General features: G+C 61.8%; 15 protein-coding genes. 4 read left to right on the forward strand and 11 right to left on the reverse strand.

The window, feature by feature from the left end; genetic code table 11:
* Positions 1-393 precede the first annotated feature (393 nt).
* Positions 394-1,278 carry a septal ring lytic transglycosylase RlpA family protein gene (locus IB263_RS28040; protein WP_192439306.1) on the forward strand — a complete coding sequence of 295 codons (885 nt, stop codon included), beginning with the start codon at positions 394-396 and terminating at the stop codon, positions 1,276-1,278.
* 193 nt (positions 1,279-1,471) lie between these two features.
* Here IB263_RS28040 and IB263_RS28045 read toward each other — a convergent pair whose 3' ends face one another.
* Both IB263_RS28045 and IB263_RS28050 read right to left on the reverse strand, forming a co-directional pair.
* Complete coding sequence (locus IB263_RS28045; protein WP_034791723.1) at positions 1,472-1,675, reverse strand: cold-shock protein; 204 nt, start codon at positions 1,673-1,675, stop codon at positions 1,472-1,474.
* Positions 1,676-1,910: 235 nt separating this feature from the next.
* Complete coding sequence (locus tag IB263_RS28050) at positions 1,911-2,921, reverse strand: substrate-binding domain-containing protein (protein ID WP_060521239.1); 1,011 nt, start codon at positions 2,919-2,921, stop codon at positions 1,911-1,913.
* Positions 2,922-3,057: 136 nt separating this feature from the next.
* Between IB263_RS28050 and IB263_RS28055 the strand changes: the two genes are divergently transcribed.
* Genes IB263_RS28055 through IB263_RS28065 form a run of 3 tightly spaced genes read left to right on the forward strand, consistent with a single transcriptional unit; the run spans position 3,058 to position 6,526 of the window.
* Positions 3,058-4,425 carry a uracil-xanthine permease family protein gene (locus IB263_RS28055; protein ID WP_060521238.1) on the forward strand — a complete coding sequence of 456 codons (1,368 nt, stop codon included), beginning with the start codon at positions 3,058-3,060 and terminating at the stop codon, positions 4,423-4,425.
* Positions 4,422-5,822 (forward strand): amidohydrolase, encoded by a 1,401-nt coding sequence (locus tag IB263_RS28060; protein WP_192439307.1) that lies wholly within the window; start codon positions 4,422-4,424, stop codon positions 5,820-5,822. Before IB263_RS28055 ends, IB263_RS28060 begins: the two co-directional genes overlap by 4 nt.
* The gene (locus IB263_RS28065; protein ID WP_192439308.1) at positions 5,819-6,526 is read left to right on the forward strand and encodes a sulfite exporter TauE/SafE family protein; all 708 of its coding nucleotides are present in this window, start codon (positions 5,819-5,821) and stop codon (positions 6,524-6,526) included. Before IB263_RS28060 ends, IB263_RS28065 begins: the two co-directional genes overlap by 4 nt.
* Before the next feature lie 42 nt (positions 6,527-6,568).
* Here IB263_RS28065 and IB263_RS28070 read toward each other — a convergent pair whose 3' ends face one another.
* From IB263_RS28070 to IB263_RS28110, 9 genes are all read right to left on the reverse strand, one after another.
* Positions 6,569-7,867 carry a DUF2325 domain-containing protein gene (locus IB263_RS28070; RefSeq protein ID WP_192439309.1) on the reverse strand — a complete coding sequence of 433 codons (1,299 nt, stop codon included), beginning with the start codon at positions 7,865-7,867 and terminating at the stop codon, positions 6,569-6,571.
* A gap of 260 nt (positions 7,868-8,127) precedes the next feature.
* Entirely contained in the window at positions 8,128-9,024 is an 897-nt protein-coding gene (locus IB263_RS28075; RefSeq protein WP_034791732.1) for a LysR family transcriptional regulator, read from the reverse strand.
* Positions 9,025-9,081: 57 nt separating this feature from the next.
* Positions 9,082-10,614 carry an ABC transporter ATP-binding protein gene (locus IB263_RS28080; RefSeq protein ID WP_192439310.1) on the reverse strand — a complete coding sequence of 511 codons (1,533 nt, stop codon included), beginning with the start codon at positions 10,612-10,614 and terminating at the stop codon, positions 9,082-9,084.
* 5 nt (positions 10,615-10,619) lie between these two features.
* Complete coding sequence (locus IB263_RS28085) at positions 10,620-11,552, reverse strand: ABC transporter permease (RefSeq protein WP_060521234.1); 933 nt, start codon at positions 11,550-11,552, stop codon at positions 10,620-10,622.
* Positions 11,553-11,631: 79 nt separating this feature from the next.
* Positions 11,632-12,726, reverse strand: coding sequence for an ABC transporter permease (locus IB263_RS28090; RefSeq protein WP_192439311.1), 1,095 nt, complete (start codon positions 12,724-12,726; stop codon positions 11,632-11,634).
* 67 nt (positions 12,727-12,793) lie between these two features.
* Positions 12,794-13,783: a BMP family protein gene (locus IB263_RS28095; protein WP_162250988.1), complete on the reverse strand. Its 990-nt coding sequence runs from the start codon at positions 13,781-13,783 to the stop codon at positions 12,794-12,796.
* 54 nt (positions 13,784-13,837) lie between these two features.
* On the reverse strand, positions 13,838-15,133 hold the full coding sequence (locus tag IB263_RS28100) for an amidohydrolase family protein (protein WP_034791735.1): 1,296 nt from the start codon (positions 15,131-15,133) through the stop codon (positions 13,838-13,840).
* 223 nt (positions 15,134-15,356) lie between these two features.
* Entirely contained in the window at positions 15,357-16,145 is a 789-nt protein-coding gene (locus IB263_RS28105) for an aldolase (protein WP_112975067.1), read from the reverse strand.
* A 185-nt stretch (positions 16,146-16,330) separates the two neighbouring features.
* The gene (locus tag IB263_RS28110) at positions 16,331-17,227 is read right to left on the reverse strand and encodes a LysR family transcriptional regulator (RefSeq protein ID WP_034791737.1); all 897 of its coding nucleotides are present in this window, start codon (positions 17,225-17,227) and stop codon (positions 16,331-16,333) included.
* Between the last annotated feature and the right edge of the window lie 82 nt (positions 17,228-17,309).

Raw genomic sequence — 17,309 nt, forward strand, 5'->3', positions numbered from 1 at the left:
GAACTCGACTTTTTATTTCCGCCTCTGATCGCGAAGAACGGGCAGATATGCCCTAGGTCGGGAGGGCGGAACCATTCGCTCGTAGCCTCATTTTACCGAGGTATCAGAGATGGAGCGGACCAACGGCCCGCCCCAGATTGCGCCTAGTGTCGACCAGCCCCTCACGGCTGCGTCGCCTGTCTCGCGTCTCCACTGCGCATTGCGGTCGCGTGTCGAGTTGCAGTCGATGGTGGACGGGATGGGAGATGGAGTAGCAGCGACCGTTAAAGTCATGCGCTGGTTGGCAATTACGATGTTCTGTGCGTTCGGTGGAGCCTGCACCACGACATCTACGCCCGACATGACCAGCCTGAAGGCGCATTCTCCCGCCACGCTGCACCGTGTCTATGTCAAATGCCAGATGCTTCCGGTAAAAGAACCTCGCAGCGTGTCGGCCATTATACTGTCGGCAAGCCTTACGCGGTCAAAGGCAAGCGTTACTATCCGAAGGAGGAACCGGGCTACGATCGAAGCGGCATTGCCTCCTGGTACGCTCGGGGGTTTCAAGGGCGGCGGACCGCAAATGGCGAGACTTACGATCCGGGCCGCCTCTCCGCCGCGCATCCGACACTTCCCTTGCCCAGCTACGTGCGGGTGACAAATCTCACAAACGGCTCGTCGGTCATTGTGCGCGTCAATGATCGTGGCCCTTACCACAAAGGGCGTTTGATCGATATTTCCAGCAAGGCAGCAGAGATGCTGGATATGACGCGCCGCGGGACAGCGTCCGTCCGGGTACAATATGTGGGGCGCGCCGCTCTAAACGGAGATGATATGGCGTTTCTCATGGCGTCACAAAGGAAGCGCCAAGGTCCCCTTGGCGTCAATCGGCCAATCGGCGCGCAGGTCGCCGGCAAACCGCTTACCAGCTACGGTGAGCGCAGCACCCTGTTCGTCGGCTCGAAATCTGCCGGTAACTTTCTGGCTGCCTCTGGTTTGCGGGGACGGGCGGCGTCGTATGTACTCTGGGCTTCCCAGGCACACCACTTGGCACCCCTCGGCAAGGCAAGTATTGCAAGGGAAACCGCGATTTTTGCCGAATGCTGTTTGAACAAGGAGCGGGTGGGCGAGAAATCTGTGTTGCAGGCGTTTCTCCCGGCAGCTTTCGATCGCAAAAGCCACCGGACTGGAATGACTGGCCGACGATCGCCAGCAAGGCGACGACGGGGAGACCCGGAAACCGGCCATATCCGGTGGTGTGAACGTTGCCAGAGCGCGTGGCGTGCGTGTCGAGGGTGAGCCGGAAGCTTCAGAGAAGTTAGCCGGACCAGAATTATGCGCTCAGTTTCCGTTTTGTGCGTTGGGATCGCCTGCAAAAAAGGAGGACCCGACGGCCTCGCGAGACGACATCATAATATTTCCCGGCCGCTGGCGCGGCCGGGAAAGTGAGGGAATGCAATCAAGCGAATTCCCGAAGCTTGGTATCCGAAGTTCAGGCTGACCTGACGTTTTCGGCCTTCGATTTTCCGGTCTTGCGGTCCTGGCCAAGTTCATAGCTGACCTTTTGACCGTCGCGCAGTGACGTTGCGCCCTCAAGCGCCGACACATGGACAAAAACGTCCGGTCCGCCATTGTCAGGCGTGATGAAGCCAAAACCCTTGTCCTGGTTGAAAAACTTTACGGTACCGGTTGCCATAGTCATCCTCGTCAGCTGAGTGCTCTGCGTTTTGCCGGAGCACCATATCCAGCGCCTGCCTTAGCGGCAATCGCGCATGTTGGCAAAACTTAATTTGCTGAGCCGGACCTTCTTCCTTCATACCAGGGGCCGTTTAGACCCTGGATAAAGGCGGCAATGGCGACGGCGCGACAGTCACGACGTTAAACGCGGCCGCGCGGATGTCCGGCCATCGCGCTCTCGGCTTGAGCCTTCCTCAGATGGAATCGCACGAAATCATCGAAGAGGGGCGCAGGATCAGACCTGGTGGCGGGAGATCACTTGGTTCGACGTTCACCTGCTCCAATCGCGCCAAGAGCAGGTTGACTGCGGCTCCTGCCACCTCACCAAGGTGCAGATCAACTGCGGTCAGCGGAGGGGTGGCGAGTTTGGCGCGCATGCCGTCATAGCGGGTCGCGATCCGAAGGTCGTGCGGGATCTGGCGACCGGTGGCGCGGGCCGCGTTGAAAACGCCTGTCGCAAAGGCGTCGACCGGCACGCAAAGGGCCGAGATGGAGGGATTGGCGCGCAGCAAGCTTTCAGCAGCGATTGCTGCCGCTTCTTCGCCCCCCTGTTCGTCGATGCGGATGGCGCGTGGCGTAAAGCCGCTTCCGGCCATGCGCTGCGCATACACAGCCTCCATCTCGATATAGGAATTGCGCCTTTGTTCACCCGTTATCAAGCCGACCTGACCGTCGCCCGCAAGCAGGTGATCGAGCAGCAGATGCGCCGTTGCGGCGCTCTGCAAATCCACGAACGGAAGATCGTCCCGGCCGGGCGCACGCCCGATGCACACGACCTCGGTCCCGCGGGACGAAAAGAAATCCAGCACCGGGTCGTCTCGTTCCGGCTCCACGACGATGGCGCCGTCCACCTCAAGCGCGTCGAGGCGGTCGCGGGGCCCGAGTGGAGGAACGAGGCAAAGGGAAATACCCCTGGCAAAAGCCGTCACGGCGGCGGCAGCAGCAATTTCCATGAGGAAGCCCAGCCTCGACGGTCCGGCGGCCACCGCAAAGGGCATCGATGAAACCAGTGCGATAGATCCGGCTCTGCCGGTGCGCAAACGCTGCGCACGGTGATTGGGACGATAGCCCATTTCCTGCGCCAGCGTTTCGATGCGCTTGCGCGTTTCCGGCTCGACGTAACGTCGGCCGCTGAACGCGTGCGAAACAGTTGTGACCGAGACTCCAGCCGCCTTGGCAAGGTCGGCGATAGTAGGTTTTCCCATCAGCCCTCCGATGAACGTCTTCTATCACGCCGATCGCACCGAAGCAAAACGATTTGCAAAGGCGCGATTGTGTGTTAGTGGATGCGCATGCAAAACGATTTGCATAACGGCTTGAGGAGGCCGGGAGGAGGAAAACATGCAGAGTGAATTGAATGGAGTGGTCGAGCCGGTCGATGAGGGGCTGCCGCTTCGCAGCCTGTTCCTGTTTGGCCTTCAACACGTGCTGGTGATGGCCGCGTCTCCCATCACCGCCGTCTTTCTTGTCAGCAAGGCCCTTGGGTTTTCGGACGCGGTGACAGTCTCGCTCATCAGCGCAACCTTTTTCGTCTGTGGCCTTGGCTCGATGCTCCAGAGTTTCGGGCCAAAGGGGTTTGGTGCACGCCTGCCCTTCGTGATGGTGCCGGGAGGCGCGCCAATTGCCATCTTTCTGGCGATCGCCCAGCAGACGGACATCCAGACAGCCGTCGGTGCCGTCATCGTAACGGCTCTCTTTTACTTTCTGGCGCTGCCGGTCTTCCGCAGGCTGCTGCGTTACTTTCCGCCGATCGTCGTTGGAACGATGCTGTTGCTGGTCTCCGTCAATCTTGTGCGCATCTATGGCGTGACCATCACCGGAAAGCCTGGCAGCGAGGGCTTCGCAGCGCCCGTCGAGGTCGGACTGGCACTGATCACCATGATCCTTACAGTCGCTGCCGCGCGGGTCTTTTCTGGAACGCTCCAGCGGCTCGCCGTCATGCTCGGACTGGTCGGTGGTGCGCTCGTCGCGCTCGCCATCGGCCACATGGATCTGTCGGGTGTGTTCACCGGGCCGGTCATCGCCGTTCCGCAATTATTTCCCTTCGGCATGCCGAAGTTCGACCTCGTCGCAGCCATCCCGCTGATCGTGTTCTCGATCATTTCCATGGCGGAGGCGACCGGTCAGACGATCGCGACGGCTGAAATCGTCGGCCGCCGGGGAGATGCCCATGCGATCGTGCCTTCGACCATCCGCGGCGATGCACTGATGTCGCTCGTCGGTGGCCTGTTCGGCACATCGCTGATCATCACCAGCGGCGAGAACGTCGGTATCGTGCGCGCGACCGGCGTCAAGTCTCGCTATGTGACCGCGATGGCGGGCGCCATCCTCGTTCTCATCGCGCTCTTCGCCCCGATTGGCCGGATGGCCACGGCTTTGCCTGAGGCCGTCGTCGGCGGCACGGCAGTCATCGTCTTTTCGATTATTGGCGTCATCGGGATCGACCTCCTGCGTCGCGTCGATCTGCGCGAACATGGCCCCATGTTCACCCTCGCGGCCGCCCTCTCGATGGGTCTGCTGCCGATCCTGGTGCCCGGTGTCTACAGCCAGTTTCCGCAATGGACGCAGATGATCCTCGGCAACGGACTTGCCGCAGGCACGATCACCGCCGTCGTCGTCAACGCCATCTTTTCACATTGGGGCCAAGCCGGACGATCCGAAATTGCGGCGGCGCCCCTGCAATCCACCACTCAAGGAGCAAGCGAGTGAGCGCAATCCGCCAACAACTATCGACCGCCGGCGACCTCATGCTGCGCCCAGGACAAGTTCTTCTGCCGGATGGCCCGCGCACCGGAAAAGCCATCGTCGTGCGCGATGGCGTCTTTCAGCGGATCGATACCGTGGAAGCGATCGCCCGGGACTTCCCCGAGATTGTTCCGATCGACCTGCCCAACCATCTCCTGATGCCCGGTTTCGTCGATACCCATACGCACCTGACCCAGTCGCTCGGCAAGGCCCTCGTCTTTGGAGAACCGTCGGAAATCTTCCGGCGAATCTGGGTGCCGCTGGAACGCAGTCTCAACGAGCGCATGGTCTATCTCTCGGCAAAGCTTGCCGCATTGGAAGCGCTGCGTGGGGGGTTCACGACCGCCGTCGATGCCGGCACCCGCTCAAAGGGTCATGTCGGCGCTCTGGTGCGGGCTGCAGGGGAGGTGGGGCTTCGCAGCGTCGTCGGCTTTATCTGCAACGATCTTTCGGGAAGTGCGCAGATCGCCGAACCCGGCATCATCCTGCGCCAGGCGGAAGAGCACGTCTCCACCTACAGGCAGGACCCGCTGATCCATCCCTCGCTGGCGATTTCGATCCCGGAGGCCGCAACTGACGGAATGCTCAAAGCGGTTTCCGAATTGGCAGCCGCGTCCGGGGTGGTGTTCCAGACCCATGTCAACGAACACCTTGTTGCCGTCGAACGCTCGTTGGCAGCGAAAGGATTGCGACCGATCGAGCACCTGGCGCATCTGGGCGTTCTTGGGCCTCAGGTCCTCCTCGCGCACTCGACGCTCGTCACGCCGCATGAACTCAATCTTTTGCGCGAGACAGGCACGGCTGTCGCTTACAATCCCGTCGCCACCCTGTGGAAGGGGAATGCCGTCGCACCAGCCCTGCAAATGGCAGCGCTCGGCATGCGGTTCGGGCTCGGAACGGACGGAACCCGCGCCGACGCGTTCCGTCTGATGGACGCAGCCGAGGGCCTCCAGCGCGCGGGGTTTGGTCTTGCAACGGGGGATTCTTCCTGCGGCGGCGGCTGGCTGTGGCTCGACCGGGCAACATCCGGCGCCGCAGACGCCGCAGGCCTGTCTCATGTGACCGGCTCGATCACCGAAGGTCTTGCTGCCGATTTCCTGCTCGTCGACCTCGATCGGCCCGAGTTCACGCCCTCGCACGATCTGACGTGGGAGCTTGTCCGCTACGGCAATCGCGATCAGATCGACGCGGTCTTTACCAGCGGCCAGCTTCGGCTTTGGCAAGGCTGGCCGATTGATTGGGACGCCCGGGCACTGCTCGAAGAGGTGAGAGGCGAAACGGCGACCGCCATTGCCGAGGCGCCGATCCAGCGCATTCATCCGCTCTCCGAAGCACATCGCCGCCTTGGACAATACCGATGAGTTTTGGTCTTCTTGCCGTTCTGGCTGCCGTGACATTCGTTTCGGCCTTCATTCAAGGGGCGCTCGGCATTGGCTTCGCCCTGATCGTCGCGCCGATCGTCGGTATGCTGAAGCCCGATCTTCTGCCGGTGACCCTGCTTTTGCTGATGCTGCCGCTCAATCTGCATGTGGCGGCGCGAGAGCGTGCCCATGTCGACTGGTCGGGCGCGACCTGGATTACGATCGGACGCTTCGCGGGAACGTTTGCTGGCCTTTGGCTGCTGGCAGCGCTTTCGATCGAACAACTGGATCTTGCCGTCGGTGTGTTCACGGTGGTCGCAGCCGTCACCGCGCTCATAGCCCCGCCGTTCACGCCGAACAGGCCGAGTGCGCTCGGGGTCGGATTGTTTACGGGCGTCACCGAAACTGCCACGGGTATCGGCGGCCCGCCGCTTGCGCTGCTCTACCAGCATGCCAAGGCGCCGGTGCTAAGGGCAACGGTGGCCCTTTGCTTCTTCGTCGGCGAGGTCATGTCCCTCGTCGTGCTGGCCATATCCGGGCGCGTTGGGTCAGAGCAACTGCTCGTCGCCCTCTACCTGTCGCCGGCGGTTCTGCTCGGAAGCGCGGTCTCAAAGCACGTGCATGGCCGCATCGGCGGCCGCGGTCTTCGGATCGCCGTTCTGGGCTTTGCCATCGTCAGCGGGTTGTTCCTTATCGTCCGGTGAACGACGCTCTCTCGTTAACCGGCCGTCGGCAAACCACCGGAGCTAGAGGCGTCCATAGGCGCCGCCGGCGCCGCTGATGGCCGTGAGGAAACTGGCAAGTCCGGCAGAGCGAAGCGGCAGGTATTGTTTTTGCTGCTCGCGGCAAAGGCGTTTGACCAGGCCCACCGCCGTGTGACTGATGTGATCGACCGGAAAGAGGATCGTCGCTGCCTGCCCGACGAGGGCGGGCAAGAGCGTCGTGCTGTCTTCCATGCCTCCGTCGTGGAGGAGGAGGTCGATGTTGCGCACTCTTGCGTAGGCTCGAAGATGATCAAACAGATTGCGTCGGCCGCCGACATAGAGCACGGGGCCGCTGAGCTGTGCGGGCGGCGCGCTGCCGTCGTCTCTGAGCTGAGCTGTGATTGCCGTCTCGAGGGCTTCGTTTTCGCGTAGGACCGCGTAACGCAGATCCTGCATCTGCTCCAGTTCCCGCTGAAGGGCATCGGATTTCTCCTCCGACGCGGCAAGGCGCTGGGCGAAGGCCTCGTTGCGCGTCACGTCCGCTTCGTTGCTTGCGGATAGACCCCTCGTGCTTTTTGCAATGCGCGCCAAGGGTGCGACCGACGCGGCGATTGCTTCGGCGTGGATCGCTCTCTCCTCTAATTGCCGGAGGCGCTGTTGCAGGGCGATCCGCTCATCGGCGGCCGCCTTCAGACGCGTCTCCTGCCGGGCGGTTCGTTCGCGTTCCTGTTCGAGTTCCCTTTCCAGCTCTGTCAGCCGTGCGATGTCGAGCCGACTTGCGCTGCCGACAAGGTGCGACAGCATATGCACTTCTCCGAAGATCTCGCGCATTAGTGCTGGCGATGTTCCCGGATGGCTCATCAGTGCCCAATACGGACCGGCGATGTCGCCGCGCTCGAAGGAATTGCGCCAGATGTTTCGGAGTTCGTCTTGATCGGCCTGCCGGGGAATGCGCTTGATGCTGCTCTCGTGGCGCTTGTCGAGCGCCTTGTTGAGCAACTTTGCCGCCTGATCCCGTTGACCAGCAAGCCACACGCCTCGACCGTGCAGGGTATGGTCCGTCGCAGTGCGCACATCGTCTTGTCCGGTCCTGATCAGGACCTGGCGCAATTCTCCCGCCGTCAGGCAGGTGCCGATGATCGAGCAATGAAATGTCGAGGCAATGTCCCAGGTCCGCAAGCGATGGGCACTGATCTTGGGTGTGTGGCCATCCGGGGATGCAGCGAAGGACAAGGCTGCGGCAGGTAGGGGGACACCGTGGGATTTGAGACGGGGCAACGTGGGCATGGGCGTTCCGGAGCTAGGGCAGTTGCTGGCACTTCGCGACGCGGCCGTCCGCATTGCACATCCGCGAACGGGCCTTTCATCACAGGTAAACCCAATTATCGTTATGTTTCAAGAAATATAACGATAAGGGAAAACGCGCGCCCGAACGGGAACCACAGATGTCCCGCGCAGTTTTCGTCATTGCGTCGTTTCTGAAACGGAGCGCTGCCATGGGGTTTCCCGCACAGCAATTGGTGTGAGTTCAAGCCTTTGCGCGTAGGAGAAAAGTGCCCGGACGGCGCTGGGCAGAGAGACGACCGGCCGTTTCCCAGGCCTTAGACCTGTTTCGCAACGCTGGCGATGAAGGCCGCTTTCAGATGCTCGGCGGCGGGCGAAAGGCTGTGGTGGCGCCGTTGAAGCAAAGAGACGTCACGCATGACAATGGGGTCAATGAGATCGACTGTCGTTACACCGACGGCCGAGGCGAGCTGTCCGGAGTTTTCCGGTAGCACCGAAACGCCCATTCCGGCGGCAATCATACTGATCGCCGTTGTCGAAAAGCGTACCTCGTACTTTGGCCGGTAGTTCGGCACGACGCGAATGAGGTTGTGCTCGACGATGTTGCGCAAAGGGTTGGAGGCGGCAAGCGTGATTAGCGTTTCGTCCTTGAGCTCGGCCCAGCGCACGGATTTACGCTTGGCAAACCGGTGATCCTCGCGGCAGACGAGCATCAGTTTGTCGCGCAGCAGCGGGGTGGCGGCGATTTCGGGGTCTTCCTCCGAAAGGGTGCCGACGGCGATATCGACCTCGTGGCGCTTGAGCGCCGGGGTTATCTGCTCTTCCGGCATGTCGCGAATGTTGACGGAGATCTCCGGATACTTGTTCAGGAATCTGGCGATGATCGGCGGTACGACCGTTGCGGCAAGCACGATCGCCGCGGCGATCGTCACTTGCCCACGCTTCAGCGAAGCGTTGTCGCGCACGTCGCCAACGGCAAGCTCGAGGTCCTTCATGATCTTGCGCGCCTGGGGCAGGAATTCCTGGCCGACCAGGGTGAGGGAGACCATGCGCGTGTGCCGGTCGAACAGGCGCACGCCGATCTCCCGTTCCAGATCCCGGATGAGGATGCTGACCGCGGACTGGGTGAGATGGAGGTTGCGTGCGGCGATGTTGAACTGGCCGAGCTCGGCCACAGCAATGAAGGCCCTGAGTTGCCGCAGGGTTATGTTCATATACGCGCGGCCTCCCGTTACATCGCTCCCATCAAAGCCTGCCAGACCTCGGCTTGTCTACCCCGCAAGTGCGGCTTGCTCTTTGTTGCCGGCCATGAGCAGGCCGAGTTCGTCGAGACGGGCGCGGTCGGGCGGCAGTTCGCCAAGGATTTCGCCGTGGAACATGACGACGATGCGGTCGCAGATTGCAAACAGCTCCTCGAGTTCCGTGGAGATCAGCAGAATGGCGCGGCCGCTGTCGCGCTGGCGCAGCATCTCCTCCATCACGAACTCCATCGCGCCGATATCGATGCCGCGCGCGAGCTGATTGACGAGGATGAAATCGGGATCGCGCGCCAGCTCCCGCGCGACGACGAGCTTTTGCTGGTTGCCGCCTGAAAGTGCTGCGATCGGCTGGTTCTCGTCCCGGCTCTTCACGCGAAACCGCTTGATCAGGTCGCGGGTGTGCTCGCCGATGACCTTGCGGTTGAGCATGCCCCCCGTCGCGAACGGTTTTTGGTCGTAACGCTGCAGAATGGTGTTTTCGCTGAGCGACAGCGGCAAGACGATGCCGTGCTTGTGGCGGTCTTCCGGAATGTGGGAAAAACGCCTGGCATTGATTTCTGCCGGGTCGAGCCCGGTTATATCGTTTCCGTTGAGAACGACGCGCCCGGAACCGACCGGCAGCAGGCCGGAGAGCGCGAGCGATAGTTCCGTCTGGCCGTTGCCGGATACGCCGGCAATGCCGACGATTTCGCCGGCGCGTACATCGAGGCTCACGCCGCGCACGGCCGGAAGGCCGGTCTCGGCGCGGCAGGTGAGGTTTTCCACCGAAAGCACGATACGACCTGGCGGTTTGGGGCTGCGCGGGAGCTCCATGCGCACCTCACGACCGACCATCATGCGCGCAAGCTCACGCGCATTTGTCTCCCCGACCCTGACCGTATTGACGACGCGGCCGTCACGCATGACGCTGATGCGATTGCTGACCCGCATCACTTCGTCCAGCTTGTGCGAAATGAAGACGACGGTCTTTCCATCCTTCACCAGATCACCCATCAGCGAAAGGAGGCGGTCGGTCTCTTGCGGGGTGAGAACGGCGGTCGGTTCGTCAAGGATGAGCAGGTCGATACCGTGGAATAGCACCTTCAGGATTTCCACCCGCTGCTGCTCGCCGACCGAGAGGTCTTCGACGATTGCGTCGGGACGCACGTCGAGGGCGTAGCGCTCGGAAAGCGCGCGGATCTTTCGGTGGACCTTGTCGATATCGGATATGACGCTGAGCGCCGAACCCTGGCCGAGGATGTAGTTTTCCGCCACGGTCAGGTTCGGCACCAGCATGAAGTGCTGGTGCACCATGCCGATCCGCTGGCGGATCGCGTCGCGTGGGCTTGCAAAGCGCACCGATTGCCCCTTGTAGACGATCTCGCCTTCATCCGGCCGGACCATGCCGCAGATCATGCTCATCAGCACGCTCTTGCCGGCGCCGTTTTCGCCGAGCAGCGAATGGATCTCGCCTTCCTCGATTTCGAGCGAAACGCCGTCGCTGGCGATGATAGGGCCGAAACGTTTGCGGATATTGTCGATGCGCAGGAACGGTTTTGCCGACATGTCGATCACCTCATCTCGTAGGGCTGGCCAAGCTTGCTGGGTGCGGCACCCTTGCCGCGGAAGGCGACGAGCGTGACGATCGTCATGATGTAGGGAAGCGCCTGCAGCACTTGGTAGGGCACGACGATCGATGCCTGCGCCTGGAGCATGAGCTGCAGGGCGTAAAAGAGGCCGAAGAGCAGCGAGACGAAGAAGGCGCCGATCGGCGACCAGCGGGCAAAGACCACGACGGCAAGGGCGATGAAGCCGCGGCCGGAGGTGATGCCTTCGACGAACTGGTTGGAATGGCCAAGCGTGAGGAACGCGCCACCGAGCCCTGCAAGCCCTGTACCGACGAGGACGGCGGCATAGCGGTAGCCAACGACACTGCGACCGGCGACGTCGACGGCCTTCGGGTGCTCGCCGACGGCGCGAAGCGTCAGGCCGAAGGAGGTGCGATAAAGCACCAGGGTGGCGAGTATGGCGACCAGCACGGTGGAATAGACGATCAGGTTCTGGCGGAAGAACGCTTCTCCGAGAAAGGGCAGATCGCTCAGCCAGGGTATGTGGACCGGTTGGGCGATCTCGATGCCCTTGCCGGTCGAAACGTAATAGGTGCGAAAGAGGAAGGCCGTCAGGCCCATGCCGAGCAGGTTGAGGGCCGCCCCCACCACGATCTGGTCCGCCTTGATGGTGATCGTGAAGACGGCGAAGACGAGCCCGAACAGCATGCCGCCGGCAACGCCGGCCAATAGCCCGAGCGGAATGTTGCCGGTGGCTGCGGCCGCAGCGAAGCCACAGAAAGCGCCGACGAGCATCGTGCCTTCGAGCCCGATGTTGAGCACGCCGGCGCGCTCGGAAAAGACCTCGCCGATCGAGGCAAAGATCAGGGGGGTGGCAAGCCTCCAGGCGGCGCCGACAAGCGCTGCGAGAAAGGTGAGAGAAATCATGTCGTCCATGGGTTCGACCCTCCAGGAATATCGCCAAAGTTTTGTTTTCCCGCGGGCGGTCTACGGCGACGCGGGAGTTTCCATGCTTTCAAGCCACAGTCCTGAGGATGTCGCGCAGCTTTGCGAAGGCGACGACCGAGAGGATGACGATGCCCTGAATGACCAACACCAGGACCTGCGGGACCTGTGAGGTGATCTGGAGGACTTCCGAGCCGGAGCGAAGCGTCGCAAAAAGCCCGCCCGACAGGATTGCCGCCAACGGATTGTTGCCGGCCAAGAGCGCCACCGCGATGCCCTCGAAGCCATAACCCGGCGAAATGTTCTGGTAGAGCCGACGTGTGACGCCCGCCACCTCGAAGGCGCCGGCAAGGCCTGCCATCGCGCCGCTGATGCACATCGCGATCATGACGTTCCTGGCGACGTTCATGCCGGCATAGCGGGCGGCATGCGGGTTGAGACCGACGACGCGCAGCGCAAAGCCGCGGCTGCTTCTTCGCAGGAAGATGTACAGCGCAACCGCCAGAACCACCGCAACGAGGATGCCGATGTGAAGCCTAAGGTCGGTTACCAGGCGTGGCGTCCAGGCTTCGCGCACCAGCCTTGCCGATTGCGGATAGGCGGCACTCGCATCGCGCATCGGACCGGTGACGAGATAGCTCGTGAGGATGAGGGCGATGTAGTTGAGCATGATCGTGGTGACGATCTCGCTTGCCTGAAAGCGCACCTTCAGATAGCCGGCTATGCCAGCCCAGGCGGCGCCCGCAAGCGCCCCCGCCAACATCACAAGCGGCGCATGCACCCAGACGGATAGGCCGTCGATGCTGGTGCCGACAAGGGTTGCGGCGATCGCTCCGACATAGAGCTGGCCTTCGGCGCCGATGTTCCAGATCGAGCAGCGAAACGCGACGCACAGCCCTGCACCGATCAGGATCAGCGGCGTCGCCTTCAGGAGAATTTCTCCGACCGAGCGTATGTCCTGGAACGAGCCGAAGACCATGACGGTGACGACGTCGCTGCCGTTGAAGCCGTTGAGCCAGAGCAGCAGGGCGCCGAAGGCGAGTGCGACGAGAACTGCCGCGATGGGTGTCAGGGTGCTGATCGCAGCCTGCGAGAGTGTCCTGTAGAAAGCTTGGGCTGCTTGAGAATTCACGGTCTCACGCACTCCCTGGTTTATCTCAGCCATGGGTGTGTCCATTGGTGTGATGCGGGAAGTGGCTGCGGCTGGATATCCCGCCGCAGCATGGAGGCAGCTATTCTGCGCCGGTCTTGATCTCGCCGGCGGCGATCTTGGCGCTGATTGCCTTGACCTCGGCGCGGATATCCTCCGGCACGGAGACCGGGCCGTCGTCGCGGAAGGTAAACGAGATGACCTTCGGGTCCTTCAGGCCGAAAACTACGTTCTCCGTGGGCGGGTGGCCTTCCTTGATCGCGCGAACCACTTCGACCACGCCTTGAGCATAGTCGGCGACGTAGAGCCCGAGAATGTTGTTGGGCGCAACCTCGGTAAAGTCGCTGAAGATCGAGAAGGAGCGCACGTCCGGGCCGGATTCGGCAATCGCCTGGTAGCCGCCGACGGTGGCGCCGGAAGCGTTCGGTACGACGAAGTCAGCGCCCTGCGAGATCATGCTGAGCGCCGCTTCCTTGGCGGCGGTCGTATCGGTGAAGTTGCCGATATAGGCTTCGCTGATCGGGAAGTCCGGATTGATGCTTTTTGCGCCGTTCTTGAAGCCGGCGAATGCCTGCTGGATCGGCGGGATTTCCATGCCGCCGACAAGGCCGGCCTTACCGCCCATTTTCGCAGCGATCACACCCATCAGGTAAAAGGGCTGGCTGGTATCGGTATTGAGCCCGATGACGTTGCCTTCGTGGATCGCGCTCGACGAGATCAGGAAATAGGTGTCCGGATAATCGAGCGCGACATCGCGCGCGGCGTCCTGGAACTCAAAACCGTGGCCAAGGATGACCTTGTAGCCCTGGCTCGCATAATCTCGAAACGCCTTTTCGAAGGAGGCTGGATTCTGCTGCAGCTCGACATAGCTGATCTTGGCGCCAAGCTGTTGCTCAACGCCCTTGAGCGCGTTGTAGCCGATCCGGTTCCATCCTTCTTCGGAAACGCTGCCGGGCACGAGAAGGCCCATCTTGAAGTCTTCGGCGTGCGCGAGGTCCTGCCAGAGTATTCCGGTCAGGGCCATTCCGAGAGTGGACGCAAGCAGCAAACGACGTGAAATTTCAGTTATCATTTCATTCCTCCCATTAGATTGCAGTCCCAATCCCCCCGGAGCAGCCGTTCCCTTTTATGCGTTCTCCTTCAGGCGGATGTTTTCAGTAGTGCTCTGCGAGACCAGGCGTCCGTTCGAAAAGACGAAAGCCCGATCTGGCCCGCCGGCAATCAGCGTGTCGGTATCGATGCAGTCGGTAATGACGAAGTCGGCGCGCGCGCCGGGTCTGAAACCGTAGTCCTTGCCAAGCCCCATCAGTCGGGCAGGGGCCGTCGTGATCATGCTGTGCGCGGCTGAGAGCTCGTCCCCGCGCAGATGGCCTGCAAGCAGTGTCCACCGGGCGATTTCCAGCATGTCGCCCGAGCCGGTCGGAACGAACGGATCCTGGATATTGTCCGAGGCGGTGGCGATGGTGATGCCGGCGCGATGGAGTTCGGCGACACGCGTCAACCCGCGCGGCGGCAGCATCTCGTAATCGCGGCCCTGTAGATAGAGATTTGCGGCCGGCAGTGTCACCACGCCGACATTCAGTTTGTCCAGGCGCTCTGCTATCCGCTGGAACTCCCGGCGCGGCAAGGCGCTCAACACCGAGACGTGGCTGAAGACGGTGCGCCCCTGCATGCCGAAGCGCTCGACGCGTTCGAGTGCGGCGTCGATGAGATGCACGCCGGCATTGAGGTGTTCGTCGAGGTGCAGGTCGATAGGCTTGCCGGATTTCACAGCGGCCGAAAACAGGATGTCGAGGTAGCGCGGCGGGTCCTCGGAAACGGCGGGCGTTCCGCCGACGGCATCGGCGAGCGCAACGGCGCCGTCGATGTTGTTGCCGAGCCACTCGAAGTCTTGGCCTGGATGCGGCGTCATGAAGGCGACGAGCTGAAGCGTGATGCGGTGCTTTTCGGCATCGCGAATGGCGGCCAGCGTCTCGATGCCATGGAAACCGGCATCCTTGTCGACGTTGATGTGGCTGCGGATCGCGGTCGTGCCGCGCGAAAGACATCGCCCGATTGTGCGCGTCGCGCGCTTGTGAATGTCGTCGGGGCCGGCGGTGCGGGCGTATTTCGCAAAGGCTTCGCGGGCGCCCTGGAGCGTGCCGGAGGGATTTGGCGTAAACCGCAGCACCCCCGTCTTGTCGAGATGCTGGTGCGCGTCGACGAAGCCCGGCGAAACGAGCATGCCGGAAATGTCTATGCAGGCGCCGCACGAACCGGTGTCGAGAAAGGGCTCGACGACCGTGATGCGCCCGTCGGCGCCGACGATAATGTCGCTTGCCGACTGCGAGCCGTCATCGTTTATGACGGTACCGCCCGTGAGGGCAAAGGACTGACCGGGGATCAGTCTTGCGAGCAACGCAGCTGGATTTTCACGTACCATGTCGTCCCCACCTTGTTGTTATGGCGGGAAACTAAGCACGCGCTTTTAATTCAAACAAATTCATTATTTCAATTATTTGATAAATGGATCGTATTAATTGTCGATCGCCAGGCACCGATCGAGCATGGCCAACGTCATGGAAAGAGACGCCTGATCAACTGGTTGACCGGCAATCTGAAACGGGCCGATGCGATCGGCTTTTGGCCTCGGCCCTGGTTTGCATTCAGTGCCTGTATTGCGGTTCCTCGGCGTCGAGTTGCCGGCGGATGGCGGCAAGATGGGCCCGTGCCGACTCCGGGTCACCCTCGCGCATCTGCCGGTAAGCGGCCTCAGCGATCTGTGGGGCGACGGGCAGGACTTCCCGTCCGGTGGACATCGCAAGCACCTGCACTTCGGCCGCCCGTTCCAGATAGTAGAGATCGTCCCAGGCATCGGCGATTGTCGGCGCCAGGACCAGCACGCCGTGGTGTTTCAGGAAGACGATATCGGCGTCGCCCGCTGCAGCAGCAATGCGAGCGCCTTCCCGATGGTCGAGGGCAAGGCCGTTGTAGTTTTCGTCGACAGCGGTGCGTCCGTAGAATTTCAGCGCAGTCTGGCCGGCCCAGATCAAGGGGGCGCCCTCGGTCATGGATAAGGCGGTCGCATACGGCATGTGCGTGTGGAAGGCGACTTTTGCGCGCGGCAGCCGGCGGTGGATTTCGGCATGGATGTAAAAAGCGGTTGCCTCCGGCTCACCGTCACCGTCGATGACGGTGCCGTTGAAATCGCACACCAGCAGCTTTGATGCCGTCAGCTCGCGAAAGGCATAGCCGTAGGGATTGACGATGAAGAGATCGTCATGGCCGGGTACGACAGCCGAAAAATGGTTGCAGATGCCCTCTTCGAAGCCGTTGCGCGCCGCCATGCGGAAGCAGGCCGCCAGATCTTCCTTGGTGCTGCGGATGGCATCTGTGGAAAGGTTGGGCCGGTTCGACCGTGCCGCTTCGGTGCTGCTTTTCAGGGAATGAGCCATGAGTTGCTCCTGGTTTGGCTTGAGCTGGGAGCGGCGGCCGGCCGAAAGCCCACCGCGCGCAGCGAAGGCTGCGCCCTGCCTGCCCGCCGTTCCGCGGTCCAGCAGCGCGCCCAGATAACGCCGGAAAATGCGCGTGGTCAAACGCAAGGTCGCGTCTGAATGCAAGACGTCTTTCCATGGAAACGTCAGTGCACCGATTTCAGCAGGAAGTCGCGAAACCGCCGGGCGGCCGGAGAGAGGGAGCGCGTGCGTTTCTGGATCAGGCTGACTTCGCGCTTGATGTGCGGCTCGGTCGGCGTGCGCACGACGAGGCCCATGGAGGTCGCAAGCCGTGTGACCGCCGATGTCATGATCGCGACGCCGAGCCCGCCTTCGACCATGCCGATAATCGTCAGCGGCAAGGCCACCTCCTGCATTGCCTTGTCGAAGGGCAGCACGATACCGTTGCGTGCCAGCTCGTTTTCGAGGCGGTCCCTGATCGGATTGCCGCGGTGCGGACCGATCAGCTTGCGGTCAACCAGGTCGGTCCAACGAATTTCACGCAGCCTGACCAGCGGGTCGTCCGGATGAAGGACGATGAGGAATTCGTCGGTCGTCAGCCGGGTACCCATCAATTCGGTATCGTCCTCCGGCACGGTTCCGATCCCGAGGTCGACCGAACTGTTGGTCACCTGTTCCAGGACGGCGATCTCCGCCACGTCATGGAGAGCGACGGTGATATCGGGGTAGAGCCGGGTGAAGGCGTTGACGAGCTGCGGCAGCATCAAAGCTGCCTGCACGGTGCCCGCTGCAATCGAAACCTTGCCACGTCTCAGCGCATTCAACTCGCGCGAGCTCTCCACCATGCCATCGATGTCGGCGACGGCACGTGCGGCAACCGGCAAGATGTCCATGCCGGCCTGCGTAAGCCGTAGAAGACGCGTATGCCTGTCGAAGAGACGCAGCTTCAAATTCTGCTCCAGCTGCCGAACCAGCGTGCTCACCGCCGACTGCGAGGAGCCGAGCCTGTCGGCGGCGAGGGTGAACTGCCCCAGATTGGCTACGGTGACGAAGGCTCGAAGCTGTTTCAGCGTGATGTCCATGCCGGTCCATTCATTCAATTACTATATGAATAAATATGATTGTGCCGATTGTTTGCTGATTTGGCCAGCCGCATGATCCGCT

Origin of the sequence: Ensifer sp. ENS03, assembly GCF_014852035.1 — a bacterium.
Classification (GTDB): Bacteria; Pseudomonadota; Alphaproteobacteria; order Rhizobiales; family Rhizobiaceae; genus Ensifer; species Ensifer adhaerens.

Coding starts and splice junctions, on each gene's coding strand:
- IB263_RS28050 (WP_060521239.1), bottom strand. CDS start 2,921: ATGGGAAAACCTACTATCGCCGACCTTGCCAAGGCGGCTGGAGTCTCG.
- IB263_RS28055 (WP_060521238.1), top strand. CDS start 3,058: ATGCAGAGTGAATTGAATGGAGTGGTCGAGCCGGTCGATGAGGGGCTG.
- IB263_RS28105 (WP_112975067.1), bottom strand. CDS start 16,145: ATGGCTCATTCCCTGAAAAGCAGCACCGAAGCGGCACGGTCGAACCGG.
- IB263_RS28100 (WP_034791735.1), bottom strand. CDS start 15,133: ATGGTACGTGAAAATCCAGCTGCGTTGCTCGCAAGACTGATCCCCGGT.
- IB263_RS28085 (WP_060521234.1), bottom strand. CDS start 11,552: ATGGACGACATGATTTCTCTCACCTTTCTCGCAGCGCTTGTCGGCGCC.
- IB263_RS28065 (WP_192439308.1), top strand. CDS start 5,819: ATGAGTTTTGGTCTTCTTGCCGTTCTGGCTGCCGTGACATTCGTTTCG.
- IB263_RS28095 (WP_162250988.1), bottom strand. CDS start 13,783: ATGATAACTGAAATTTCACGTCGTTTGCTGCTTGCGTCCACTCTCGGA.
- IB263_RS28070 (WP_192439309.1), bottom strand. CDS start 7,867: ATGCGGACGGCCGCGTCGCGAAGTGCCAGCAACTGCCCTAGCTCCGGA.
- IB263_RS28040 (WP_192439306.1), top strand. CDS start 394: ATGCCAGATGCTTCCGGTAAAAGAACCTCGCAGCGTGTCGGCCATTAT.
- IB263_RS28110 (WP_034791737.1), bottom strand. CDS start 17,227: ATGGACATCACGCTGAAACAGCTTCGAGCCTTCGTCACCGTAGCCAAT.
- IB263_RS28090 (WP_192439311.1), bottom strand. CDS start 12,726: ATGGCTGAGATAAACCAGGGAGTGCGTGAGACCGTGAATTCTCAAGCA.
- IB263_RS28075 (WP_034791732.1), bottom strand. CDS start 9,024: ATGAACATAACCCTGCGGCAACTCAGGGCCTTCATTGCTGTGGCCGAG.
- IB263_RS28045 (WP_034791723.1), bottom strand. CDS start 1,675: ATGGCAACCGGTACCGTAAAGTTTTTCAACCAGGACAAGGGTTTTGGC.
- IB263_RS28080 (WP_192439310.1), bottom strand. CDS start 10,614: ATGTCGGCAAAACCGTTCCTGCGCATCGACAATATCCGCAAACGTTTC.